Annotated in this window: 19 protein-coding genes, 1 rRNA gene and 1 riboswitch; of the genes, 15 read left to right on the top strand and 5 right to left on the bottom strand. The window is 50.2% G+C overall.

The annotated features are described in order from the left end of the window. The first annotated feature begins 14 nt into the window (after positions 1-14). The 5 genes from BN3279_RS05900 to BN3279_RS05880 all read left to right on the top strand — a co-directional run bounded on the left by BN3279_RS05900 (position 15) and on the right by BN3279_RS05880 (position 6,644). A complete protein-coding gene (locus BN3279_RS05900) occupies positions 15-1,820 on the top strand; it encodes a sensor histidine kinase (RefSeq protein ID WP_059049726.1) in 1,806 nt (601 codons plus the stop codon). 20 nt (positions 1,821-1,840) lie between these two features. Next, the gene (locus BN3279_RS05895; RefSeq protein WP_059049725.1) at positions 1,841-3,169 is read left to right on the top strand and encodes a response regulator transcription factor; all 1,329 of its coding nucleotides are present in this window, start codon (positions 1,841-1,843) and stop codon (positions 3,167-3,169) included. Positions 3,170-3,352: 183 nt separating this feature from the next. Then, on the top strand, positions 3,353-4,210 hold the full coding sequence (locus tag BN3279_RS05890; RefSeq protein WP_392396857.1) for a carbohydrate ABC transporter permease: 858 nt from the start codon (positions 3,353-3,355) through the stop codon (positions 4,208-4,210). Between the two features lies 1 nt (position 4,211). Then, a complete protein-coding gene (locus BN3279_RS05885) occupies positions 4,212-5,078 on the top strand; it encodes a carbohydrate ABC transporter permease (protein WP_059049723.1) in 867 nt (288 codons plus the stop codon). 117 nt (positions 5,079-5,195) lie between these two features. Next, positions 5,196-6,644, top strand: a complete 1,449-nt coding sequence (locus BN3279_RS05880) for an ABC transporter substrate-binding protein (RefSeq protein ID WP_059049722.1) — start codon at positions 5,196-5,198, stop codon at positions 6,642-6,644. A gap of 69 nt (positions 6,645-6,713) precedes the next feature. Here the strand turns inward: BN3279_RS05880 and BN3279_RS05875 are convergent, their stop codons facing one another. The 4 genes from BN3279_RS05875 to BN3279_RS05860 all read right to left on the bottom strand — a co-directional run bounded on the left by BN3279_RS05875 (position 6,714) and on the right by BN3279_RS05860 (position 11,521). Beyond that, entirely contained in the window at positions 6,714-7,832 is a 1,119-nt protein-coding gene (locus tag BN3279_RS05875) for a 5-methyltetrahydropteroyltriglutamate--homocysteine S-methyltransferase (protein WP_059049721.1), read from the bottom strand. A 205-nt stretch (positions 7,833-8,037) separates the two neighbouring features. Beyond that, on the bottom strand, positions 8,038-9,006 hold the full coding sequence (locus tag BN3279_RS05870) for a bile acid:sodium symporter family protein (RefSeq protein WP_059049720.1): 969 nt from the start codon (positions 9,004-9,006) through the stop codon (positions 8,038-8,040). Positions 9,007-9,027: 21 nt separating this feature from the next. Next, positions 9,028-10,338: a glutamate-1-semialdehyde 2,1-aminomutase gene (locus BN3279_RS05865; protein WP_059049719.1), complete on the bottom strand. Its 1,311-nt coding sequence runs from the start codon at positions 10,336-10,338 to the stop codon at positions 9,028-9,030. A 103-nt stretch (positions 10,339-10,441) separates the two neighbouring features. Beyond that, positions 10,442-11,521, bottom strand: a complete 1,080-nt coding sequence (locus BN3279_RS05860; protein WP_059049718.1) for an LCP family protein — start codon at positions 11,519-11,521, stop codon at positions 10,442-10,444. Positions 11,522-11,650: 129 nt separating this feature from the next. On the opposite strand from BN3279_RS05860, the gene bcp reads away from it, so the two are divergent. The 6 genes from bcp to guaA all read left to right on the top strand — a co-directional run bounded on the left by bcp (position 11,651) and on the right by guaA (position 19,964). Further along, entirely contained in the window at positions 11,651-12,136 is a 486-nt protein-coding gene (gene bcp / locus BN3279_RS05855; protein ID WP_059049717.1) for a thioredoxin-dependent thiol peroxidase, read from the top strand. Between the two features lie 147 nt (positions 12,137-12,283). Then, a complete protein-coding gene (locus BN3279_RS05850; RefSeq protein WP_059049716.1) occupies positions 12,284-13,654 on the top strand; it encodes a polysaccharide deacetylase family protein in 1,371 nt (456 codons plus the stop codon). Between the two features lie 142 nt (positions 13,655-13,796). Beyond that, on the top strand, positions 13,797-14,762 hold the full coding sequence (locus BN3279_RS05845; RefSeq protein WP_059049715.1) for an AAA family ATPase: 966 nt from the start codon (positions 13,797-13,799) through the stop codon (positions 14,760-14,762). Then, positions 14,759-15,997 (top strand): DUF58 domain-containing protein, encoded by a 1,239-nt coding sequence (locus BN3279_RS05840; protein WP_059049714.1) that lies wholly within the window; start codon positions 14,759-14,761, stop codon positions 15,995-15,997. The genes BN3279_RS05845 and BN3279_RS05840 overlap by 4 nt, the downstream gene beginning before the upstream one ends. Continuing rightward, complete coding sequence (locus BN3279_RS05835; RefSeq protein WP_059049713.1) at positions 15,984-18,338, top strand: transglutaminase-like domain-containing protein; 2,355 nt, start codon at positions 15,984-15,986, stop codon at positions 18,336-18,338. Before BN3279_RS05840 ends, BN3279_RS05835 begins: the two co-directional genes overlap by 14 nt. An 87-nt stretch (positions 18,339-18,425) precedes the next feature. Continuing rightward, positions 18,426-19,964, top strand: coding sequence for a glutamine-hydrolyzing GMP synthase (gene guaA / locus BN3279_RS05830; protein WP_059049712.1), 1,539 nt, complete (start codon positions 18,426-18,428; stop codon positions 19,962-19,964). A 146-nt stretch (positions 19,965-20,110) separates the two neighbouring features. Here the strand turns inward: guaA and BN3279_RS05825 are convergent, their stop codons facing one another. Next, positions 20,111-20,428 (bottom strand): MazG nucleotide pyrophosphohydrolase domain-containing protein, encoded by a 318-nt coding sequence (locus tag BN3279_RS05825; RefSeq protein WP_059050459.1) that lies wholly within the window; start codon positions 20,426-20,428, stop codon positions 20,111-20,113. Between the two features lie 70 nt (positions 20,429-20,498). Here BN3279_RS05825 and BN3279_RS05820 point away from each other — a divergent pair, with 70 nt between their 5' ends. The 4 genes from BN3279_RS05820 to BN3279_RS05805 all read left to right on the top strand — a co-directional run. Beyond that, positions 20,499-21,062, top strand: a complete 564-nt coding sequence (locus BN3279_RS05820) for an LOG family protein (RefSeq protein ID WP_059049711.1) — start codon at positions 20,499-20,501, stop codon at positions 21,060-21,062. 11 nt (positions 21,063-21,073) lie between these two features. Next, the gene (locus tag BN3279_RS05815) at positions 21,074-22,309 is read left to right on the top strand and encodes a mechanosensitive ion channel family protein (protein WP_059049710.1); all 1,236 of its coding nucleotides are present in this window, start codon (positions 21,074-21,076) and stop codon (positions 22,307-22,309) included. A 141-nt stretch (positions 22,310-22,450) separates the two neighbouring features. Continuing rightward, positions 22,451-22,551: riboswitch (purine riboswitch) on the top strand. A 168-nt stretch (positions 22,552-22,719) separates the two neighbouring features. Further along, a complete protein-coding gene (locus BN3279_RS05810) occupies positions 22,720-24,120 on the top strand; it encodes an NCS2 family permease (protein WP_059049709.1) in 1,401 nt (466 codons plus the stop codon). A gap of 497 nt (positions 24,121-24,617) precedes the next feature. Beyond that, positions 24,618-24,836 (top strand): 16S ribosomal RNA (locus tag BN3279_RS05805); the annotation flags it as partial.

Below are 24,836 nucleotides of genomic sequence, written 5' to 3'. Positions count from 1 at the left end.
GAGGTGCCACGCGGATGAATGCAGGATTTAAGAACCCATTGAAGCAAATCAACTTGAAGCAGCAGATTGTCCTCGTATTTCTGGTACTGGTCATCCCTCTGTTCATATTGAATTGGTATGGGAACTATCGAACGGACCAAATTTTGAAGCGCAATGTGTCCAATGCCTATATTGAATTGAATAAACAAAATTTCAAGCTGATTAGTCGGGATATCGAATCGATTAACAAGGTGACATCCACCGTATTTCAGCACCCGACGGTGCAGCAATTAAACCCGGACGTGGATAACAGCATGCTGGAGCGTGTCAAAAATTACGAACGTTTGGAAGGCTTGCTAAACAGCTATTCCCAGGAAGCGGATCAGCAGGCGCCGCTATTTTATTCACTGTTCGTGTACGATCCCTCCAACTCGTATTCCTTTGCCCCTTACTATCCGGAATCTATGAAGGCCGGGGTTTATTTTTTTCTAGAGGAAGAGAAGCCGGAATGGTTTGATGAAGCGGTTGCCAAGAAGGGGAACGGCTACTTGCGGTTAATCGAGCATTTGTCTCCTCCCGTCCAAGGGCAGAAGAACCAGCATACCCTGGCCTATATCAGAGCCATCAATAACATCGATCGAGGCGGCACAATCGGCGTTTTGGTTGTGTCAAATGTAGATGCCAGAATCGGGGAATCTCTGCAAACGGTTTCTATCCCCGATGGAGAGCTTTATTTTACGGATTGGAGCAATCGGGTATTAACTTCTTCGGCCTCAGGAGTAGGCGAGGTGTTGGAATTGCCGCAGGATGGGGAGGTGCTGAGTTCAGGAATCGGTGCCAAGGACATCATTACGAGTGATTTCATTTACGTTGTTAATTATAACGAGGTGCTCCAGCAGAAATTGATTTATAAAGTGCCACTGAAGGCACTACTCCAGCAGCAAAACGAAATAAAGCGGATTATTTTATTGATTTCGGTAGCGTATTTCGTGGTCGGGCTGATTATGATTCTGTACTTCTGGCGGGCCTTGATGACTCCGCTACAGCGTCTTGTTTATTTTGTGAGAAGGTATGAGCCGGGGAAGGTAGTGCCAGAAACTCCAAAATGGCGCAGAAATGATGAAGTCAGCGTCCTGATTTCCACGATTTACGAGATGGCGCGTAGACTAAATAGTCTGGTTCACTACAAGTATCAAATGGACATTAAACAGAAGGAAGCCCAATTGCAAATTTTGTACCAACAGATTAATCCACATTTGCTGTACAACACGCTTGAAAGTATTTATTGGAAGAGCAAGATGGAGGGGAATTCCGATTCCGCCGAAATGATCAAGCAGTTGTCCAAATTGATGAAGATCAGCTTAAGCCGGGGACGGGAGTTAATCAAGCTTGGTGAGGAGCTTGAACATGCGGAAGCCTACCTCAAGTTGCAGGAGTACCGGTATGAATACGGCTTCCGGGTAACCTGGGACGTGCCTGGGGAATTACACGGGTATACCATACCAAAGATTACACTCCAGCCGTTGATTGAGAATGCAATTATTCATGGCGTGAAGCAGATGGGCGAAGATGGCGAAATTTCCATTCGTGCTGTTTTGCAGGAGGATCGGATCGAAATTGTTATTGAGGATAACGGCTATAAGCCCGTTAATTTTGCGGCTATCCACAAGCTGTTAAATCACGAAAGCCCAAGCCCATCTGTAGGGTATGGTATTCGCAATATCCACCAGCGAATTCGGCTGCACTTTGGCCCGGAATACGGACTGGAATATGCTGTGAGAGACGGGGGAGGCACGTCGGTGACCATCACGCTGCCTAGAAAAGAACTATCGGAGGACTAACGAAAGAGGGGAACCCAAGTATGTACAACATCCTGGTCGTTGATGACGAACCGTTAATTTGTAAAGGGTTGACCGGGCTATTATCGGCCTCGGGCCTGGAGATCGGCCAGATTATTACCGCCCATAATGCTCACGAGGCACTGGATTATGTTCGGATGGAGGATATTGATCTGATTGTGACAGATATCCAAATGGGCGAGATGAGCGGGATTGAGCTCATGTATCAGGCCAAAATTTTGAAGCCATGGGTACAGACCATTATCATTTCAGCCCATGAGACCTTCCAATATGCGCAAATGGCGATACGTCTGGGCGCAAGGGATTACCTGATCAAGCCGCTGAACAGCGATCAATTTCTCGATTCCGTACGCAATACGCTGCTTAAGATGGATAAGCCTGTTCTGAAGATTGATGAATGGCTATCAGATAGCCGGGAGAACTTCCGCATGGAGGAAGCGCGACCGGAGCGAGTAGAGTGGCTGCGGCGTCTGCTGGATGCCTCGGCAGAACTGACAGAGGAAGTGTGGCAACAGGAGGAGATCGGGTGGCTGCGGGTGCTGGGACCTTATTTTTCCGTGATCAAAATGAAGCTGGCGCTCCCTTCAGGCAAAGAGACAGCAGGGTACAACGAGCGAGATGTCCAGCTATTCCAATACGCTGCGCTGAATATTATCAAGGAACTGCTGCATGAAGAGTGGAATGCGTTGTCCTTCTACACCCGTGATATGGAAATCGCTATTATCATGCAATGGAGCGAAGGAGAATACGCCGAGTCCAGCGTCAATAAGATCAACCAGCTTGAGATGATTGGCAGAAGCCTGCATCACCATGTACATAAATATCTTGGTATTGTATGCACCGTGGGAATCAGCCAAATTCTTAAAGGAATCCGCTTCTTGAGTGAACTGAATCTTCAAGCGGACAAGGCGATTGAATGGAGCGGCGAGCACGGGGAATACCATATTTTCTATTATGGCGACTACAATTGGCATAACTATGCCAAGGACCCCTCCCAAGAGGAATTGCATACGCAGACGAATCGGATCGTAGACAATGCCAAGGACTATATTGAGCAGAACTATAATCGCAAGGGCTTAACCATTCATGAGGTGGCGAAGGAGAACCATGTCAGCCCGAACTATCTCAGCTATCTGTTCAAGAAGAACACGGGTTACAACCTGTGGGAGTATGTGATTAAGCTGCGGATGGAGGAGAGCAAATCGCTTATTCTGAACACGGACCTTCGTCGTTACGAAATTGCCGAGCGTGTGGGCTATGAATCTCCCGAGCATTTCAGCAAGATTTTTAAAAAATATTTCGGAATCAGCCCCAGCGAATTGAAGAAGTAAGATCAAGCATATTCTACATAGTTTTAGACATGTTCGCGCCTCCGCCTCTTTTCTACAATTAGGGATAGATACAAAAGATACTACAAAGAAAAGAGGGAGAAGATGGGGGATACGACCTTTACGCCGCAGCGCGCGCAGCATGAGCCTGGGGATAAGCCGCTTAGAACCAAACCGCGAAGAGGGATGCAATTTAAAAAATATATGATGGGGTATTTGTTCCTTGTTCCGGCGATTGCTATATTTATCGTCTTTTTATGGGTTCCTATTATTAAGGGAATGGTGTACAGCTTCTATCATATCGACTTTGTTAATGGTAACACGTTTGTTGGGCTGGACAACTATATCAAGGTGCTGAACAATCCGGATGTGCTTATTTCGATTCGGAACACCTTGTATTACATGCTTTTATGTCTGGTTATCGGGTTTTGGGTGCCTATTGCGGCCTCGATCGCCATCTCAGAGCTGAAGTTCTTCCAGGGCTTTGCCCGGATTGCCGCTTACCTGCCGTACGTGGTGCCAGGGGTTGTCCTCTATGGACTGTGGAGATGGATGTACGATCCGGTAGGACCTATTAATGCGTTGCTGAGCTCGTTTGGCGTTGATCCGATTGCGTTCATTTCCGACCCGAGATGGTCGATGGTGTCCTTGGTCTTCATGGAGACGTGGCAACAATTCGGTTCGGCGATGCTCATTTACTTGGCTGGCGTGCTTAGTATTCCTCGGGATTGGTATGAAGCAGCAGAAATCGACGGTGCCGGAGTATGGAGCCGGATCAAGTATATTACTTTGCCATCGATGCGCAATCTGATTGTGCTGATGCTGATCCTCCAGCTAATCGGAACCTCTCAGGCGTATCAGTCGCAACTCGCAATGCTGGATGGTGGTCCGAATAAGGCTACGCTCACCTATGCTCTGCTGACGGTGAAATATGCCTTTACTCAATTGGATTACGGTTCAGGAACGGCGCTGGGTGTGTTGATGTTCCTCGTGCTGGCCATTTTGGGCGTCATCCAATTCAAGCTGAACAGGGAGGAGTACTAGCATGAAGGAAAGAGGCATCTTATCACCCGCTGATCTGCGCAAGCCTTTAAATAAAATTGTGTACGGATTTATGTTGCTATGTCTTGCCGTCATGATCGTGACCATGTTATATCCTATCGCCATGACGATGTTCAACGGACTCAAGAGCAACCCTGAGGTGAACTCCTTCCCTCCGCACTTCTTCCCGCAGGAGTGGCACTGGGAGAACTTTATCAGAGGTTGGCAGTTTATAAATTTGCCGGGCTATTTGAAAAATACGATGTTCGTGTTCCTCGGAAGTCTGGTTGTCACCGTTCTGGTGCTGGGGCTAGCGGCATTCAGCATCTCCCGGATCCGGGTTCCCTTTGGGCGGGCCGTTTATTTCTTCATCCTGATGACCTTGTTCATCCCGGCTTCCAGCTATATGATTCCTAACTTTGTTAATCTGAAGGAATTAGGCCTGCTGAATACATTTTGGGCCTTCTGGCTTCCAGCGGGGGCCAGCGCCTATTACTTCCTGCTGATCAAGAATTTCTTTGACGGGATACACCCGGAAATATTTGAAGCGGCCCGCATTGACGGAGCCTCGGATTGGACCAACTTTATCCGGATAGCCATTCCGTTGTCTGTACCGATCTTTGCTACGCTGTCGATCTTTATTTTCTCAACTGCCTGGAATGACTGGTTCTGGCCGTCACTTGTCATGCAGACCGAGGATAAATACACATTGGCAACAGCCATTTACAAATACGTGGTGAATGCTCGAAGTCTTGATACGAACGTGAAGTTCACCATTTTGTTCATGGCCATGATTCCGCCGATCTTCGTATTTCTGGTGTTCCAGAAATTTATTATGCGCAGCGTCAACCTGTCGGCAGTCAAAGGATAACGCTTACAATATCGTAGGGCTGCACACGAAAGGAATATGATTGCACATCGATTGCCGGAATGTTCTCTTCTATGATGAGAAGGTAACAACAAACAATTTACGAAAAGGGGAGTTTCAATGCGCAAGTTTACTGTACTTCTGATGTGCCTCGTGCTGTTCGGCTCTTTGCTGGCAGCTTGCGGCGGAACTGGGAATCAGACACAAGGAAGCAACACGGGGAATGCCGGTACGGGCGGCAATAGCGGTAATGAAGCTGGAACAGCAGAGGAGCCTGGAGATATCGCAGACCGCAAGGTAACATTGAAGATCCATTATCCGTTGCCGGATGAAACGACACTGCGCAAGCAGGAGGACGACAAGATTGCCCGCTTCCAGGAGAAGTATCCGAACGTGACGATCGTCAAGGACGATTGGGCTTACAACGTGAATGAAATCGGGGCAAAAATGGCGTCCAATGAAGCTCCAACCTTCTATAATACGTGGGCAACAGAAGCCCAATTGCTTGTAGAGCGCGGCTGGGTCGCTGATATTACGGAGCTGTGGAATGGCTGGGAGTACAAGGATGAGATAAATCCTGTACTGCAAAATCAGTTTGTCGTCGATGGCAAGGTGTACGGCGTGACACAAAACGGTTATGTCACTTCGACGGTAGTCAATAAGAAGTTGCTTGACGATAAGGGCGTAGCGGTACCGGCGTTCGACTGGACGTGGGATGATATGTATAACACAGCCAAGGGCGTAGCTGATCCCAAGAAGGGGATTTCCGGGATTGCACCGATGGGTAAGGGCAATGAGGCCGGATGGAACTGGACCAACTTCCTGTTTGAAGCGGGAGGAGACATTCAGCAGAACGATAACGGCAAGCTGACTGCGGTATTCAATTCGGAAGCAGGCGTGAAGGCACTGGACTTCTATAAAAAGCTGAGATGGGAAGCCAACGCCATTCCGCAGGATTGGGCGCTCGGCTGGGGGGATGCAGTTAGCTCCTTCAAGCAAGGTCGTACTGCTATGGTTATTGCCGGGGCATTTGACGTGATTCAGGCTGCACTGAATGAAGGCGGCATGAAGCCGGAGGATGTTATTGCCTATCCAATGCCGGCAGCGGAGAAGGGCGGCAAGCACTATGGTATTCTGGGCGGCAACTATCTGGTAATTAACCCGAATGCCACCAAGGATGAGCAGGAAATGGCCTTCCGCTATATTACATTTGATTACTTCACAGATGATGCGTTGAAATCAGTGGAAGATACCATTAAGGCACGTAAAGAAGAAGGTAAATACTTCATTCCAACTCCGCTTGAATACTTCAGCGAGGATTCGGAATATGCTGCGAAGGTGCAGGCTATTTACGATCAATACGACAACGTGTACAAATACGACCCACAACTGTTCAGCTTACTGGAGGGCAAGCCGGAGGCACAGTTCGGAACGCAGGATTATTATGCGACCATGTCCAACGTAGTACAGGAGTCATTCTCCAAGAAGGACACGGATTCCAAGAAGCAGCTCGATGTAGCGGCGCAATACGTACAGGAGAATTTCTTCGATAAGGCACCACAACAGTAAATCATGAATTTTAAAAAAGCACCCCCCGCCAAGCTCTGTATTGGCGGGGGGTGCTGTCGTTCTAATCGTCTATTTCCACACGTCGTTGGCGATATCCACGACGCTGCGCAGCTTGGCCCATTGTTGTTCCTCGGCTAGCAGATTGCCTTCCTCGGTGGAGGCAAAGCCACATTGCGGACTCAGGCAAAGCTGATGAAGACCGACATAGCGGGAGGCTTCTTCGATCCGGCGTTTGATGGCTTCCTGATCCTCAAGCTCACCGAATTTGGAGGTAACCAGCCCTAGGACAACCTGTAAGTCAGGGCGATGCACGTAGCGAAGTGGCTCAAAGCCGCCGGAGCGCTCATCGTCGAATTCCAGGAACAATCCGTCCAGGTTCAGGCCGGCAAAGATAGCCTCAGCCGCGGCATCATAACCCCCGGAGCCCGTCCAGGTGGAACGGAAGTTACCACGGCAAATGTGCATCGTAATATACATGTCTGCTGGACGATCTGCAATCGCTTCGTTGATCATTCTGGTCGATATTTCAAGCAGTTGCTCTGGATCTTTCCCTTCAGCAATCAGTTTGTCGCGAGATTCCTGGGTGAAGAAGGCGGCCCAGGAGGTGTCGTCCAGTTGCAGGTACCGACAGCCTGCATCGTAGAAAGCGCGAATCGCTTTCTTATAGGCCTTGGTGAGGTCCTGGAAGAATTGCTCCTTGTCTTCATACAGCGGTGTTTCGATTTTACCGCGATAATAAAGCATATTTGGGCTGGGAATCGTCATCTTGGCGGTATGTGTACCTGCCAAACCATGCAGAAATTTATAGTCTTCGAGCATCGGATGATTGTTGAAATCAATTTTGCCCGTAACCTTGATACTGTGAGCCTTGGATTGTACGCCGTGGAACTGAATGCCACTTTCTGCTTCGTAGCCTTCCACGCCGTCCAAATTTTCGAGAAAATCAAAATGCCACCACGCCCGGCGGAATTCACCATCTGTCACCGCCTGGAGGCCGATTTCCTTCTGCTTGTCCACCATACGGCGAATTTCTTCATTCTCGACTTCCCGAAGTTGCTCGGCAGTGATGCGCCCGGTTGCGCGCCCTTCACGGGCTTGCTTGATGGCTTCCGTCCGCAGCAGGCTGCCTACCTGATCGGCCCGGAAGGGAGGGATGTTACGTTGTAGTTGGACTTTAGCTTGGTTCAAGGGACTCCCATCCTTCTGATGTGTATTTGCACCCAATGGCTACTCCAGCCAACGGATGCAGATCTTGTACGTATCTATTCATGATATCGCAATCTATCAACAAAGAACATAGATCTATCTAAGCGGAGCTTTAGATCAACCCGTAGTGCCGTTATCCGTCTGCTGCAACATATTGTTTCTTCATGCTGCCTGCCGGAGCCTGAACTTACGCAGCAGAAGCTGTGTCAGTCTGATGCTGCCTGCGATTTTGACGCCCAAGCACAAGGCCGATCAGCGAGGCTGTCAACTGCTGGAACACCATGCCCAGCACGACTGGAACGGCCACCGGAGCAGGGAAATAGGTTACCGCCAGCACCGCCCCCGCGCTAATGTTGCGCATACCGCCATTGAAGACCAGGGCGACCTTATCTGACTGGTTAAGCCTGGTCAGCCGGGACAAGCCAAAGCCCAGCAGATAGCCGACTAGCGCTAGTAGGATGATGACGGCGGCCAGTCCAAGCAGCTTGGGGCTGAAGTCGCTCAGATAAGGCGCGACCACCGCACCGTTGATGGCAACGACGCAAGCCATTCCTAGCTTGGAGAAGGGATTAAGCCACGGTCCCCAGGACAAGATAATCTTCCCCTTGCTCCATTCGTTGAGCAGCATCCCAAGCAGGGAAGGGGCGACGATCATCCAGAACAAGCTGCCGATCATCGACAAGGCATCCAGGCGAACACTGGCGCCGACCAGCAAGGATAGCACCCCGGGCACAATGAAGGGGGCCAACAGCGTATCAATCAGGATGATTGACAGGGTCAAGGCGATATTGCCTTTGTAAATGCTGACCCAGACAAAGGTGCTGATTCCGGTAGGTATGACGGCTGCAAGGACAAATCCGGTCAGCATATAAGCGTCTCCGGGGAACAACAGATGGCTTACTGTCATCGCCAGTACGGGCATGGCCAGATGTAAAATGAACAGGCAGAGCATTAACGGGAGCGGCTTTTTGAGCACGTTCAGGAAGTCCCTGAAGCTCAGGCTAATGCTGCCGGCAAAGGTCATAAAGGCAAATAACCACGGAGAAAGATAAGTATAGGAGGCCAGACTGCTCCCGCAAAGGATGCCAATGAGAATGCCGGTAGGTGTAATTAAGGGCATTAACTTGTTTAGTTTGCGGTTGAGTTCAATGAGCATAGGTCTGGCCTCCTCTCCAATTTATTGCGAAATTTCTTTAAATGCAGCATCGGCTGCTTCCAGGGTGAAATCAATATCGCTATCCGTATGCGCCGTGGTCAGGAACCAGGCTTCATATTTGGATGGTGCCAGATTCACGCCCCTATTCAGCATTGCTCGGAAGAAGGCAGCAAAAGCCTCACCATCAGTATCCTGCGCTTCCTCATAGTCCGTGACCGGGTGATCGCAGAAATGAGTGGAGAACGAGCCGCGAATACGGTTGATCGTCAGTGGTACGTTATGGCGGCGGGCTGACTCAGCCAGGCCGTCCGTCAGCTTCACGGTCAGCCGATCCATCTCTTCGTAGACGCCAGCGCCTTGGAGAACCTCCAGGCAGGCAATCCCGGCAGAGATGGAAGCAGGGTTACCTGCCATCGTACCGGCCTGATAGGCTGGACCGAGTGGGGCTACCTGCTCCATCACTTCCTTGCTGCCGCCGTAGGCGCCAATCGGCAGACCACCGCCGATGATCTTGCCAAGCGCAGTCAGGTCGGGCTGGATGGCTTCATGATTTTGCAGCCCGGCGAAGGTTTGCGCGGAGCCGTAATGGAAGCGGAAGGCGGTAATCACCTCGTCATAGATGACGAGAGCGCCATGCTGCCGTGCCAGACGGCAGAGGTCTTCCAGGAAGCCTGGCTTGGGCATGACCATGCCGAAGTTGCCGACGATCGGTTCGACCATAACCGCCGCAACATCGTCGCCCCACTTCTCCAGGGCCTCTTGCAAGGCTTCCGTTTGATTAAAAGGCACGGTAATGACTTCATGGGCAATGCTGGTCGGAATTCCTGCACTGTCGGGAATGCCTAGTGTGGACGGGCCAGAGCCTGCCGCAACCAGCACCAGGTCAGAGTGGCCATGGTAGCAACCGGCAAATTTGATAATCTTGTTCCGCTTCGTATAGGCGCGGGCCACGCGAATGGTTGTCATGACGGCTTCGGTGCCCGAATTGACAAACCGCACCTTATCCATGGAAGGGATGGCTTCCTTCAACATCCGGGCCATGCGAATTTCCAGCTCTGTAGGTGTACCGTACAAGGTCCCGTTGGCTGCCGCCTCCTGAATGGCTTTGGTAACGTGCGGATGGGCATGGCCGGTAATAATCGGGCCGTAGGCTGCCAAATAATCGACATAACGGTTGCCGTCCACATCCCAGAAATGGGCTCCTTCGGCTTTTTTCATAAAAACAGGCGCCCCGCCGCCAACCGCTTTGAAAGAGCGGGAGGGACTGTTGACGCCTCCTACGATATGTTGAAGTGCTTCTTCATACAGTCGTTCTGATTGCAATCGATTCATGATTCATGACTTCCTTTCCAGACAAAATAAGGTTTGTAGTTCGTTCTACATAAGTTGAACAAGTTCTTACAGAGTAATATTGACGCAAAAAAACTTCCCCCGGTCATGGACCGGAGGAGTCTTCACTGCTTGCGCTGCCGTTGCCCGAGCCGCCATTATTGTCATTGCTGTTGCCTTCGCTATTTGTACCGTTTCCAGATGTGCTGTCACTATCCGTCCCGGTTTCTTCGCTTTTATTAAATACGTCCTGTACGTATTGCTTCAATCCTTCTTCACTACGTACGCCAAGCACGGATGAGCCGCCAACGGTCATCTCCTCCAGCAATTCCATGGGAGGGATCTGCTCACTCGCCACCATCTGGCTGTCGTAGCCGACAGTTGCCAGCTTCCACATATCCTGAATGGACAGGTTGGTGTCGACATAAGGATTGATCTTCTCCAGGATAGAAGGGAGCTTCATGATGGACGTGGTCGACTTCATTTTGTCTGCCACAGCCTTCAGGAAGTTCCGCTGCCGTTCCGTCCGTGTGTAGTCGGAGAGGGCGTCATGGCGAAACCGTACATATTGCAGGGCGGTATCCCCATCCAGATGCTGCTGCCCTTTCTTGAGGTCGATATCAAATTCGTGATTGTCCGCCTTACTGGTGTAACGCATATCCTTCTCTACATAAAACTCAACACCGCCCACGGCATCCACCAGCTCGATGAATCCCTGGAAATCGGTATAGACGTAATATTGGACGGAAATGCCGAGCAGATCAGACACGGCCTTCATCGCAGTATTAGGACCATGCGTAATGGCTGTATTGATTCGATCCGTACCATATTCCGGTATTTGCGTATAGGTATCGCGCAGGATCGAGAACAGATAGGCCTTCTTGCTCACGGGATCAAGGGAAGCGACCAGCATCGTATCCGAGCGGGGAATTTCTCCTTTTCTGAGCCCGCGGGCATCCACACCCATCAGCAAAATATTAACGCGTTCCGTGCCTTCCCATTTGGGCGGTTCAGGAACCTTTGTTTCCGTCGGAGGTACGTTATAGAATGGAGATTGCTCCCCTTCTTTTTGAAAATTATCCACCTGATTATAGACCGCGGTAAAGAAATAAGCAGCAAAGCCAGCCACGGCAACCAGGACTCCGATCACGGACCAGAGGATGATTCGTTTTGTGCGTTTCGTCATTAGGTTCGTTCCTTTCGCAGAAGGCGATAAATTCGGTTATCATATAGATATACTACACAACATTACATTATAATTTCTTTTAGGGCTACAATCAATTTTAGCTTCATTTCGTTGAAGGAGGAATATATCGTGTCGGAACAAGTACAGTTGGTTAGATTGGACGAGCCGGTCCCGGATTTTCGTCTTCCCGCCAGCGGAGGAGCCGAAGTCTCGTTATCTGAATTTCGTGGCCGTAAGGTGGTCATTTATTTTTATCCCAAGGATATGACGCCAGGATGTACGCAGGAGGCCTGCGATTTCCGCGATCTTCAGCAGGTATTTGGTGAGCATGGCGCAGCAGTCCTGGGCATTAGCGGGGACACGGTCGCCTCGCATGATAAATTCATTCAGAAGAAGGAGCTTAACTTTCCGTTATTGTCGGATGAAGATCATGAGGTGAGCCGCATGTTTGGCGTTTGGCAGCTTAAGAAGCTATATGGACGCGAATATGAGGGAATCGTGCGCTCCACCTTCCTGATTGATGAGGAGGGCAAGCTCATTCGCGAATGGCGTGGAGTGAAGGTCAAGGGGCATGTGGAGGAAGTGCTGGCTGCGATTCAGGAGACGGCCAAGTAGGGAATAGGCAAGAAGGGGCGATGTCCGGAGGAATCCGGCATCGCTCTTTTTTTGAGTCTATTTATTTGTCTAGCTTCATACAATCTACCAGAACGCAACTGAATTCATATAATAACCATTAACTTGAATGGCGGAGGTAGAGGGTAAATGAAACAAAAGTGGATTTCCAAACGATGGTTCGCAGGCATGATCGCAATAGTGTTAGGCAGCATGATTATGCTTCATATGCCGTTCCCGCCCAGTCTTGGGGAAGCCGTTCTTCCCCAGGCCAAGGCTCAAGAGACGGAGAAGCCCTCACCCGCTAAGCCGATGATAGATACAACAATTAAAGGAGTATATGCTGACCCGGTTCAAGCAGACGAGGAGGCCAATTCCGTCCCTGTCCTGGTGAGACTTGCACCCGTGTCCTTGAGTGCCGCAAAGCCGAAGGCAGTGAAAGAGACGAAGAAGGCTGAATCGGATAAAGTTGTCTATTTGACCTTTGATGACGGGCCCAGTCCGCTCACGGATCAGGTGCTGAAAATTTTACAGGAGGAAAAGGTGAAGGCCACCTTCTTCGTGCTTGGCGAGCAGGCTAAGCGTTCCCCGGAAGTAATTACACGCATTGTGGATGGGGGACATGCTCTAGGCAATCATTCGTATGATCACAAATACGATGTGCTGTATGCCAGCTTTGGCCACTTCTGGAAGCAGATCAAGGCGACCGAGGAGGTGCTGCGAGAAATCACAGGTACGCGGACTCCGCTGGTACGAGCGCCCGGAGGCACGTATGGTCATTTCGATCAGACCTATTTCGATCTGCTGGAGCAAGGAGGATATACTGTCTTCGATTGGAATGTGGACAGCGGTGATTCCAAGCGCAAGGGCGTGCCTGCGGCTGAAATCGTGAGTAACGTTAAGGGGTCCAGGCTCCAGAATAATATGATTGTCTTGCTGCATGATGGGAAGGGGCACGCCGAATCGGTCAAGGCGCTTCCGGAAATTATTGATTTCTATAAGAAACAAGGGTACGTCTTCCGAACGTTGTCGTCTGAACAACCCCCTGTTCACTTTGCTGTCTCTCCGGCAATGAAGGACAAGGCCCGGCTCACACCCTCCAAGGCTTGGGTAGCCGCTAACATTGAGCCTAATGCTGCTCTATTTGGTCCAGCATTGCCGCTTAGAGTGGAGGCTGGAGGGGTCCAGACCAGGCTTGCGGCAGGAGAATACGAATTGATGAAGCAGCAGTATTGGGTGCCGGTACGTTCGGCTATGGAGCAGCTTGGTGCGGAGGTACGGTGGAACGGTGATGAACAGACCGCGGTAATTAACTGGGGGGATGCTTCTGTAACCCTGGATGTTAAGGAAGGCGTACTGACGAGTGAGCGGGGCGGAGTGACCTTCGTGACGAAGATTGCCGAAGTGGAACGGAAGAATGACGCCCTGTGGGTTCCTTTGCGACCACTCCTGCAAGCTCTAGGGCATCCAGTGATTCAGGCATCCTCTACGGGAGATGAACATTGGGTCCAGGCTCTTTAGAAGCGTAGTACGCCCGTTGTCTTTCGGTTGATAGATTTCCTGAGATCCTCTATCTTCTATGTCTATTTCCCCTAGTTTGTGGGGACACTGATTCATAGATTACCGGTATGGTAGGTACTTACTGGGATGGAGGGAGTTTACGATGAATCAGGATCACGCACAATATCTGCTAGAGCGTCTGGTTGAACGGGTGGATCGTGTGATTGTCGGCAAGAAGAAGGAAATTGAGCTAGCGGTAGTGGCGATGCTATCAGGTGGTCATATTTTGCTAGAGGATGTGCCTGGAGTAGGGAAGACACTGCTTGCTCGTACACTCGCGGCTTGCATCGGCGGGACACTGGGACGAATTCAGTTCACGTCTGATCTGTTGCCTTCGGATGTAACTGGGGTGAATGTCTATCATGCCAAGCATGGCGAATTTGAATTTCGTCCAGGGCCTGTATTTGCCCATATGCTGCTTGCTGATGAGATTAATCGGGCGGCTCCGCGGACGCAGTCTGCTCTATTGGAGGCGATGGAAGAACGCAAGGTAACGGTGGATGGGGTAACCCGCTCCTTGCCGAAGCCGTTCTTGCTGCTGGCTACGCAGAATCCGCTGGAATATGAAGGGACATACCGCTTGCCGGAGGCGCAGTTGGATCGCTTTCTAATGCGGTTGACACTCGGTTATCCAGAACCCGAGCAGGAGATTAATATGCTGGGACGTATGGATATCTGGTCATCAGAAGCCGAGATCAAGCCGGTGTTGGTGCCGGAGGAAATGATGGCGATGCAGCGACAGGTTCGCAGTGTATTGGTGGATGATGCAATTAAGCGCTATATGGTTAGCGTAGCGGACGCCTCACGGCGGCACCCGCAAATTGCGCTTGGTATCAGTCCGCGCGGAACGCTGGCCTGGATGGGTGCTGCAAAGGCGATGGCATATTATAAAGGGCGCATGTTCGTCACGCCCGATGATGTGCAGGCTGTAGCAGCGGCGGTGTTGCCACACCGGCTTGTATTGAAGACGGAGGCCAAATTGGCTGACCTGCGCGGAGAGCAGGCGCTTGCGGATGTGCTGGCCCGAGTCGACGTGCCCATATACGCCCGGCTAGGGGCTTCATCATGAGGTCTACAGCAGGGGCTTGGCTGATTATCCTTGCGGCTGCCGGTTCTCTAGGAGCCTGGTATGCCTGGCGCGGAGGAGTGTCCACCTTATTTCTGCTGCTGCTAACCGGATTTATTATGATACAGGGTGCGATGCTGGCCTGGTTTGGGCCGCGCCGAATCAAGGTGGAGCGTACATGGCTTCCCGATCATCCCGTGGCAGGCGATGAGATCAGGATGAATATAAATGTAAGCTGCGAGGGTGGTCTGCCACCGCTCTGGCTTCAGGTCGAAGACGAATTGCTTGCTCATGCTGGAGGGGGAAACACGGCTGGTCCTGGTTCGAAAATCTTCCTATCCGGATTGCGCCGGGACTATCAAGCGGAGTATACAATGCCCGGCTTGCCCCGGGGCATATATAAGGAGACAACATTACGGCTTAGCTGGGGTGATCCCTTCGGCTGGTTCAAGCGCAGCCGAAGCATCGGAACAGAGAAGCCGTTGGTGGTATATCCGGCTACCTTGGCAGAAAGTCTGCCGGAGGCATCGGCTCAAGGAGGTCTTGAGGAAGGCGGAGCCTTCTCTCCGAACTCCACATTACTCTCCTCGGCACCCGGAAGGTTGAGAGCCTATATGCCGGGCGACCCGCTGCGCTTCATTCATTGGAAATATTCCGCCAAGAAGGACACATTGCTGTCGCGCATTTCTGAGGAGCAGGAGGCAGAGGCCAGTTATTTGCTGCTAAGCACAAGTACGGACGATTATGTTACCAGTTCTTCGTCTGGTAGCGAGGAGTCCTTTGAGACAGCCGTTTCGGCCGCTGCGTCCTGGCTCCGCCGGGAGGCGGGCACGGGTGACATGGGCAAGGCGCGGTTATGTCTGGGCTCATGGACGGGAGCCTCTGTGCCTACTCCGGGCTCTGCGCTCTACGATCGTCTGGAACCGTTAGCCGGATTACGGCTTGGGATCGGCGGGTCTGCGGAGCATTTGCTTAAGCGAGAGTGGCCGGGATTGTTATCTCAAGGTATGGGCCTGACCGTCATCACGGGACGTATGACCTCGGAATTGGCGGAAGGTGTGCTCCATCTCACCGAGCTTGGGATCGCGGCGGAAATTTGGTGCGCCTGCGGTTTGTCCTCATCGACTCCTTCATCCCTGCTGGCACAGAAGCTTAAGGAACGTGGGGTTGGAGTTGTAGACCTGTCTCTCTTCACACAGCCGCGTCAGAAGGAGGCGAGCCCCTATGTCAGCGCCTGAGCCTGAACGTATGACCGCTACGGCGGGAGCCCACCCAAGGTTGACGATTACTCACGAGACTTTCCCGATTCTTCATGAAGGGCAAGCCGTTCTTTCCGCCGGGATGCGTCTGGCCATTTCATTATTATTGTTTGGTTTGTTCAGCGAGTGGCTTTATCCGCTTCAACATTTGGTTGCAGAAGGCAGCAGCCGGGCAACTATTTTGTTCTTTGTTCTGACGGGACTTTTACTCCTCATGGGTTGTTTTCGTTTACCGTCCAGAATATTTGTCGTGGGGCCGCCGTTGTTGATTGCTGCTTCCATGCTCTATCTTTATGGCAGCGATGAGGGATTGGGTTGGTTCTTTAGCTATGCCGAACTATTTCGCACGGATCTGTCCGAGTTCTTAAGCTCGGGAAGACTTTACGCTGTCAGTATGGAGAGTAGGGCGTTGTTATCACTAATCGGCTGGACCTTGCTGGTGGTATCTGTACAGATGCTGGCGCTTGCCCGTCAGAGCATTTGGCTGTTTCTCGCTGCGACCTTTGTGTATCTGCTGACGCTGGAAGCTGTAGCTGGCCTGGAGCTCTATCTGGGTGTCATTCGTGTAGCTGCGATGGGACTGGTGCTCCAAGCGATGGCCTTTCAGCGAAGTGAATCTGCCGCCTCCAGAGGGACCGGTACGGTGACTGCCGCAGGCTTTGTGCTGGTGGGGGTTGCGGGCGCCGCTTTGCTCAGTTCTCTGCTGCCCTTGCAGCCCATAAGGACTATATCCTGGGAGCAGATGGTCCGAAGCGTATCCACCTGGAGCGGTGCAGAATGGGGTGAAGGGAAAGGGAGCGTGGCAGCGTTCAGTGTGTCCGGCTACGGCTTGGACGATTCCAGACTGGGTGCACCCTTGCAATTGCGACATGATCCTTATTTTACAGCCTTGTCTCCCTACAGCACTTACTGGCGCGGAGAGAGCAAAAGTGTGTATACGGGCCGCGGCTGGGTTCAATCATCAGATATTTCGGGAGAGGCCTTAGAACCGGCAGTCCAAAATATCGATATGGATAGGATTAAACAGACCATCATGTTTGAGGAGCCGATATCCGGAAGAGTCCCCTTGCTGTCCGGGGGGCTTCCCTTCAAGCTGGAAAGAGTCATTACCGGCAATCGGCGTTCTCCTATACAGGTGCAGCCCCGTTATGATGCCCTGTCTGATTCGTTATTCATCGAGGATGCGGCTCTGTCGGAGCAAATTTATGGTTATGAGCTATCGTCGAACATCCCCTCATCTACCAGAGCGGTGCTGCTGGAGAGCCAGGGCGAAGATCCGCCCTATATCAGCGAACGCTTCCTGCAACTTCCCGATTCCTTGCCCGGACGGGTAAGGGAGCTTGGCACACGACTGGTGGCGGAGGAGAGCAGTCGATATGAGGCTACCGCTGCTGTCCAGAAATATTTACAAGAGAATTACGAATATCAGCTTAACTCCACAATTCCGCCGGATGGCGCAGATTTTGTTGACCGCTTCTTGTTCGAGGATGGGATAGGCTACTGTGATCACTTCTCTACGTCGATGATCGTCTTACTGCGCAGCGGAGGGATTCCCGCTCGTTGGGTCAAGGGATTTGCGCCAGGGGAACCGGCGGCAACTAGTAATACGAAGGAGCTTGCCACAGATGACCAAGGCCTGTATCGTTACACGGTCACCTATGCCGATGCCCATTCATGGGTGGAGGTGTATTTTCCTGGCACCGGCTGGGTTCCCTTTGATCCGACTCCTGGTTTTGACGGCTTCACCGGAGCGGCGGGAACGGATACCAAGGCTTCATTAGATGGTCAACTCCAGGGAATCACTGAACAACTTGCTGCCCTACGGGAAATTCGAGCGGATCTACTCAAGTTGTTTATGGTTAAGCTTGCTGCTTTGGCTGCGGATTGGCGAATGGCCGTAGGAACCTGGAGATTAACTCCATTTGTCACGGCGGCGTCGTTGTTGGGCCTGGGGTTTGCCCTTTTATTATTACGGGAAATACCCCATTATGTTCGGGGTATACAGTCCTGGCTGGACCTGCATCCGGCAAGCCGCTGTTTCCCTGGTCGCATGGAGTTGCTGCGGGCAGCAGACCGGGTATGGACGGAGCTTGCCCAGACGCATGGTCCGAAGCCCTTCAGGATGACGGCCAGGGAGTATATGGAGTTTATATTTTCAAGCCAAGCAGGTGTATTGAAAGATTCAGAAGGATTTGTGCAGGCCTGGGAGCGGCTTTATTATGGAAGAGAGCAGTTGAATCGTAGAGAAAGCGTAAAATTTTTGCAGCAATGTCGTGGTTTCGTGGCAAGCTGTGGAGCAAATCCCTCCAAATCGCGATAGAAGGGCTGTACGGTGGCCGCCGGACTTCCTTGACGACCTCTTTTAACCTTGCGTATAATAGGTGTCATAATTCTAGGGAGGCCAGGTATGAATAAGCCAAATGAAATGATTGTGGTGCTTGATTTTGGAGGACAATACAATCAATTGATAGCAAGAAGAATTCGTGATTTGGGCGTGTACAGTGAATTGCTGCCTTACAATACGTCAGTGGAGCGTTTGCGTGAAATTTCGCCAAAAGGAATCGTGTTCTCGGGTGGACCCTCCAGCGTTTATGCGGAGGATGCTCCTCGAATTGATCCTGGCGTGTATGAGCTTGGCGTGCCCATCTTCGGCATCTGCTACGGGATGCAGCTAATGGCGCATCAGCTTGGTGGGAAGGTAGAACGTGCCGAGAAGCGGGAATATGGTAAGGCGGACGTTGATTTTACCGAAAGCTCTGCCCTGACACGCGGACTTGAAGCCAAACAGACCGTTTGGATGAGTCATGGAGATCATGTGACCTTGCTGCCAGAAGGCTTTGTCGTGGATGCTTCAACGGAGCATGCCCCGATTGCCGGGTTCGCCCATCCTGATCGGAAAATGTACGGCGTACAATTTCACCCGGAGGTTCGTCATTCCATTCACGGCAATGAGATGATTCGTAATTTCCTTTATGAGATTTGCGGTTGTGAAGGCAACTGGAGCATGGAGACATTTATCGAGGATGCGGTGCGTGATATTCGTAACCAGGTCGGCGATAGCAACGTGCTTTGTGCTTTGAGTGGTGGCGTGGATTCCTCGGTCGTGGCGATGCTGATTCACAAGGCGATCGGTGATCAATTGACCTGTATGTTCATTGACCACGGACTGCTGCGCAAGGGTGAAGCGGAGAGCGTTATGGAGACGTTCGTTGGCAAGTTTGACATGAAAGTAATCAAGATCGATGCGCGTAATCGCTTCCTGTCGAAGCTGGAAGGTGTAGATGATCCGGAGAAAAAACGGAAAATCATCGGCAACGAATTTATCTATGTGTTTGACGAGGAGTCGGCCAAGTTTGACGATTTCAAATTCCTGGCCCAAGGCACGCTGTATACGGATATCGTAGAGAGCGGCACAGCTACGGCGCAGACGATCAAGTCTCACCATAACGTGGGTGGTTTGCCGGAGGATATGAAGTTTAAGCTGATTGAACCGCTTAGCTCGCTGTTCAAGGACGAAGTGCGTAAGGTCGGCGAAGAGCTCGGTCTGCCGAAGGAAATTGTCTGGAGACAACCCTTCCCGGGTCCAGGACTTGCCATTCGCGTATTGGGCGAAGTCACCGAGGACAAGCTTAAGATCGTTCGGGATTCCGATTACATCCTGCGCGATGAGATTGCCAAAGCCGGTCTTGACCGCGAAATTTGGCAATACTTCACGGCCCTGCCGAACATGCGCAGCGTAGGCGTGATGGGCGATGCTCGTACTTACTCCTACACCGTAGGCATTCGCGCCGTAACCTCCATTGACGGCATGACCGCCGACTGGGCACGTATCCCTTGGGACGTGCTGGAGAAGATTTCGGTACGTATCGTCAACGAAGTAGACAACGTCAACCGCGTGGTGTACGACATTACGTCGAAGCCACCGGCTACGATTGAGTGGGAATAGACTAAATAGAAGTATTATAAAAAAGGTCCTCTGCGAAAACCACTGAGAGGTGGGGCAGAGGACCTTTTTATTATTTAATTAGGAATGCAGATTTCACAAGTGTACCAGGCATTTTGTATTGCTTCTGCCGTATGCGCCCTTAAAATTCAACTCTCAAATCGAGCAATCAACTTGGCCTGATGCAATCGCAAAATATCTTCTACAGAAATATCATATTTATCTGCAAGAATGAGAATGTTGTCCATCACATCTCCCAGTTCTTCAACCAAGTTAGCTTTTAATTGCGCTTGATCCAGCTTTGCCTCATCAGGGCGATCTCTACCGATCTCGATGCTTCTCACTGCACGGGACACTTCCCCAACCTCTTCAGTCAGAAAGCCTATGCGAATAAAGGGTTCATATTGATACCAGTTTCTTGTTTTGTAGAATTCTATAATCCATTGTTGATATTGAGTAATGTCCACCATTTCTAACCCCCGGTATATTTAATATAATATAATGATAGCATAGACAGAATGGAGTGTTATTAGGATCATGCGGGTTACAGTTTATTGCGGGGCAGCTCTTGGACATGATGAGAAGTACCCACGAATAGCCAAGGAATTGGCAGAGTGGATTGCAGGAGAAGGACATGTACTGGTTTACGGCGGGGGAAATGTTGGCTTGATGGGAATGCTTGCAGATTACGTTTTAGCTCGTGGAGGACAAGTGATAGGTGTAATGCCGGAGTTCTTGGTAGGGAGAGAATTGGCTCATCCGGGACTTACGCGTCTTGAAATTGTACAGACCATGCATGAACGGAAAATGAAAATGATTGAACTTGGTGATGTGTATATTGCGCTTCCAGGAGGTCCCGGTACATTGGAGGAAATTACGGAAGTCATCTCATGGGGAAGGATCGGCCAGCATTCGCATCCCTGCATTTTTATGAATCAGACCGGATTTTACGAGGAGTTAAAGCAGCAGTATACAAAGATGGTGCAAGAAGGATTTTTAACTCATACAGATTTCGAGAAGATTTTGTTCGCAGAGGATATAGTGGAGATTGAGCCATTTATTGAAGCTTATACGCCGTGCGCTGTGCGTGAGTATAAATAAAGGAGATAACTATGGAATTCATCCAGAATTGGCTTGCAGAAATGGGAGTTGCTGATGAACTTGTCGGCGGCTTGGCCAATGCTATTGGCATCGTGGGAATTATCATATTAAGCATGGTTGCACATTTTGTGGCTAGAGGGATTATTCTGAGAATTATCACTTATTCAATTCGCAGCAACCGCATCAAGTGGGATAACTATATACTGGAACGCAAGGTGTTTCATAAATTGGTCCATGTGGTTCCGGCCATCATTATTTATTATGCTGCTTCTTTGTTCCCGGCTTATCAGACGCTTATCGTAAAAGGCGTTATTCTGTATATTATCATAATATCGTTAATGGTCGTGAATGCGTTCCTCAATGCAATTCATGATATTTATGCCACGTATGAAATTGCCAAGGCTCGTCCGATTCGCGGTTATATTCAAGTGGCAAAGATTTTTGTGTTCATCGTTGGTGGCATTCTATTGATCTCGACCATGATTGGACAAAGTCCGGTTATTTTGCTTAGCGGCATCGGGGCTCTGTCGGCTATCATCATGCTGATCTTCAAGGACTCCATTCTGGGGCTTGTTGCCGGAGTTCAGCTTACCTCCAACGACATGGTGCGCGTGGGCGATTGGATTGAGATGCCGAAGTATGGGGCAGATGGGGATATCGTTGATATTTCCTTGAACACGGTGAAGGTGCAGAACTTTGATAAGACCATTACGACGATTCCAACGTATGCGCTGATCTCGGACTCCTTCAAGAACTGGAGAGGGATGCAAAGCTCTGGCGGACGGAGAATCAAACGTTCGGTCTTCGTGGATACTAGCAGTATTGTCTTCGTAGGATCGGAGATGCTGGACAAATTCAAGAAAATTCATTATTTGCAGGAATATATTGCTCAAAAAGAGATCGACATCGAGCAGTACAATTTGGAGCATCGAATGGACCGTTCAGTCAAAGTGAATGGCCGGGCCATGACGAATATCGGCATCTTCCGTGCCTATATTCTGCGGTACCTTCAGCATCACCCAAGCATTCATCAGAACATGACCTGTATCGTCAGGCAGTTACAGCCGACCGAAACCGGGATTCCGCTGGAGATCTACGCCTTTGTTAACGATATTAACTGGGCTGTTTATGAAGAGGTGCAATCGGATATTTTTGACCATATTTTTGCCGTAGCGCCTGAATTCGGCCTAAGAATCTTCCAGAACCCGACGGGATACGATTTGCAGCATCTGCTCAAGAACGAGTAATTCATGACATATTTGTCTAGATGTCGAACGTTAAAGTGTAAAACCTTGTTGAATATTCGTTTTTTCTGTTGACATCTCCAGCGTGTCCGCCTAGAATGAATCATGTGATAAGCCTTCATTGCAGGGCTTTCGAGGATATCGACAAAGAAAATTAAATCCTTTCGTATAATTCCGGGAATAGGCCCGGAAGTCTCTACGAGGTCACCGTAAATGATCTGGCTACGAAAAGAGGAACCGCTGGTTTTGGCCGCTCCGATGACGTGTCGTTACGTGAATTTTTCGGAATGGGGCCGGACTTCCACCAAGGCTTTACGCCTTTGGAGCGATTCTTCTGGATGTACGGAACCCGGGGGAGAACACCTCGGCTTTTTGTCGTTGTCCGACTCATCATAAGGGGGAGTATTTTAATCATGGATCGGTTTTTTAAACTGAAACAGAATGGTACAACGGTGCGTACGGAGATTATGGCCGGCTTGACCACATTTATGGCTATGGCCTACATCCTGACAGTCAACCCGAATACGCTGACCGCCTTTGGTCAAATTGACATGGGCTGGTATTCTGTATTTCTGGCAACGGCTCTTGCCGCCGGGATCTTCACCATCGCCATGGGGCTGTTCATTAACTTTCCCGTAGCGCTTGCACCAGGCATGGGGTTGAACGCCTATTTTGCCTCCGTAGTTCTTTCATCAGCATCAACAGATCATCCTTTTACTTGGGAAATGGGTTTGACCGCCGTCTTTATCTCCGGTTTGATCTTCATTCTCTTGACCGTGACCAAGATTCGCCAAATGCTGCTGGATGCCATTCCGGATTCGCTGAAGCATGCTATTACGGTCGGGATCGGTTTGTTTATTACGATTATCGGCCTGAAGAACAGTGGCCTCATGACAGTGGGCGTAGAAGCGGGCAGCGACATTCCTGCACATACGTTTACGGATGTGCTTTCCTTTGAAACAGTAATTCATTTGGGGAGCCTGCATAATACAGATGTACAGCTTGCCTTGATCGGTCTGCTCCTGATCGGCATTCTGATGGTTCTGAACGTGCGTGGTGCAATTTTGCTAGGTATTGTCGGAACAACGATTGCAGCTATCCTGATGGGTGCGGTTGATTTCAACTCGGTATCGGCCAGCGAAGCCAAATGGATTCCAGATTTCACTCAAATCAACTTTATGAAGTTTGACTGGGAAGGTATTCTGCATACCGGGATTATCTCAGCCATCGCCACATTTACATTCGTTGAATTGTTCGATACTTTCGGTACTTTGGTGGGTACAGCTACTCGCGCCGGTATCATGAAGGACCCACAAGAGGGCAAGAAACGCGTAGGTAAAGCGATGCTGGTTGACGCCGTTGCTGTAACGGGCGGCGCTATGCTGGGAACCTCAACTACGACAGCTTATGTAGAGAGCGCAGCGGGGGTTGCCGAAGGTGGACGTACTGGTTTGACCGCAGTAACCACAGGCGTGTGCTTCCTGCTTGCCTTGTTCCTGGCTCCAGTTATCGCTTTGATTCCAGGTTCAGCTACAGCAGCAGCCTTGATTATCGTAGGTGTGCTGATGGTTCAATCCATCAAGGAAATTGACTTCCAGGACATGGTCGTTGCAATTCCTGCCTTCCTGACCGTAACGATGATGCCTTTCACTTACAACATCGCTAACGGGATTTCGTTCGGGGTTGTATTCTATGTAGTTCTGGCGTTTGTCGCCAACCTGTTGGGCAAGAAGAAATACGATATTCACTGGTTAATGTGGGTGCTGTTTGTTCTGATTATTCTGCGCTACGTATTCCTTGGAAGCGCAGGCTAACATATGGCATAGTGTTATAGCAACTTTATTGGCGTAAGGCCAAGTAACTCCCCTTTCCAAGCAGATGGGTTCATTTCTGGACAACCGCTGCTGAGAAAGGGGAGTTTTTTCTTTTATAGTACCTAAAAGTAATAAACGTGTTTGTCCAGCCGAACGAGATATTTTATATATAATAGAAGAAAGGTTCATAGCCGACCCTATCTAATAGATTGGTCCGGTTTTTTAACATGAATATATTAGCTTATCGGAGAGCATTGGCATCAGGGGGTAAGAGACTGAAAGTATCGCTGCTGATAGACCTATTTGCTTGGTATATATCTTTTTTGAAAAAAACTCTTGCATTTATATTGAGCAGTTGATATTATATAGAAGTTGCCGCTGAAACACGGCGGTCGACACGAAGACAAGTTGATCTTTGAAAACTGAACAACGAGTGAGTAAGAAATAAAGAGAACGAAAGTTCTCGTCAGCAAGTTTACATGAGCAAGTCAAACACTTTATTGGAGAGTTTGATCCTGGCTCAGGACGAACGCTGGCGGCGTGCCTAATACATGCAAGTCGAGCGGAGTTATTTGGGAGCTTGCTCCTAAATAACTTAGCGGCGGACGGGTGAGTAACACGTAGGTAACCTGCCTGTAAGCCTGGGATAACTAACGGAAACGTTAGCTAATACCGGATACGCAAGCCTCTCGCATGGGAGACTTGGGAAAGACGGA

Source organism: Paenibacillus senegalimassiliensis (assembly GCF_001486585.1).
In the GTDB taxonomy this organism is placed as follows: Bacteria; Bacillota; Bacilli; order Paenibacillales; family Paenibacillaceae; genus Fontibacillus; species Fontibacillus senegalimassiliensis.
This window is presented reverse-complemented; position numbering and strand designations above follow the sequence as displayed.

Excerpts from the sequence above, each read along its gene's own strand:
- BN3279_RS05900 (WP_059049726.1), top strand. The coding sequence starts at position 15 with ATGAATGCAGGATTTAAGAACCCATTGAAGCAAATCAACTTGAAGCAG.
- BN3279_RS05895 (WP_059049725.1), top strand. The coding sequence starts at position 1,841 with ATGTACAACATCCTGGTCGTTGATGACGAACCGTTAATTTGTAAAGGG.
- BN3279_RS05890 (WP_392396857.1), top strand. The coding sequence starts at position 3,353 with ATGCAATTTAAAAAATATATGATGGGGTATTTGTTCCTTGTTCCGGCG.
- BN3279_RS05885 (WP_059049723.1), top strand. The coding sequence starts at position 4,212 with ATGAAGGAAAGAGGCATCTTATCACCCGCTGATCTGCGCAAGCCTTTA.
- BN3279_RS05880 (WP_059049722.1), top strand. The coding sequence starts at position 5,196 with ATGCGCAAGTTTACTGTACTTCTGATGTGCCTCGTGCTGTTCGGCTCT.
- BN3279_RS05870 (WP_059049720.1), bottom strand. The coding sequence starts at position 9,006 with ATGCTCATTGAACTCAACCGCAAACTAAACAAGTTAATGCCCTTAATT.
- BN3279_RS05865 (WP_059049719.1), bottom strand. The coding sequence starts at position 10,338 with ATGAATCGATTGCAATCAGAACGACTGTATGAAGAAGCACTTCAACAT.
- BN3279_RS05860 (WP_059049718.1), bottom strand. The coding sequence starts at position 11,521 with ATGACGAAACGCACAAAACGAATCATCCTCTGGTCCGTGATCGGAGTC.
- BN3279_RS05850 (WP_059049716.1), top strand. The coding sequence starts at position 12,284 with ATGAAACAAAAGTGGATTTCCAAACGATGGTTCGCAGGCATGATCGCA.
- BN3279_RS05845 (WP_059049715.1), top strand. The coding sequence starts at position 13,797 with ATGAATCAGGATCACGCACAATATCTGCTAGAGCGTCTGGTTGAACGG.
- BN3279_RS05840 (WP_059049714.1), top strand. The coding sequence starts at position 14,759 with ATGAGGTCTACAGCAGGGGCTTGGCTGATTATCCTTGCGGCTGCCGGT.
- BN3279_RS05835 (WP_059049713.1), top strand. The coding sequence starts at position 15,984 with ATGTCAGCGCCTGAGCCTGAACGTATGACCGCTACGGCGGGAGCCCAC.
- guaA (WP_059049712.1), top strand. The coding sequence starts at position 18,426 with ATGAATAAGCCAAATGAAATGATTGTGGTGCTTGATTTTGGAGGACAA.
- BN3279_RS05820 (WP_059049711.1), top strand. The coding sequence starts at position 20,499 with ATGCGGGTTACAGTTTATTGCGGGGCAGCTCTTGGACATGATGAGAAG.
- BN3279_RS05815 (WP_059049710.1), top strand. The coding sequence starts at position 21,074 with ATGGAATTCATCCAGAATTGGCTTGCAGAAATGGGAGTTGCTGATGAA.
- BN3279_RS05810 (WP_059049709.1), top strand. The coding sequence starts at position 22,720 with ATGGATCGGTTTTTTAAACTGAAACAGAATGGTACAACGGTGCGTACG.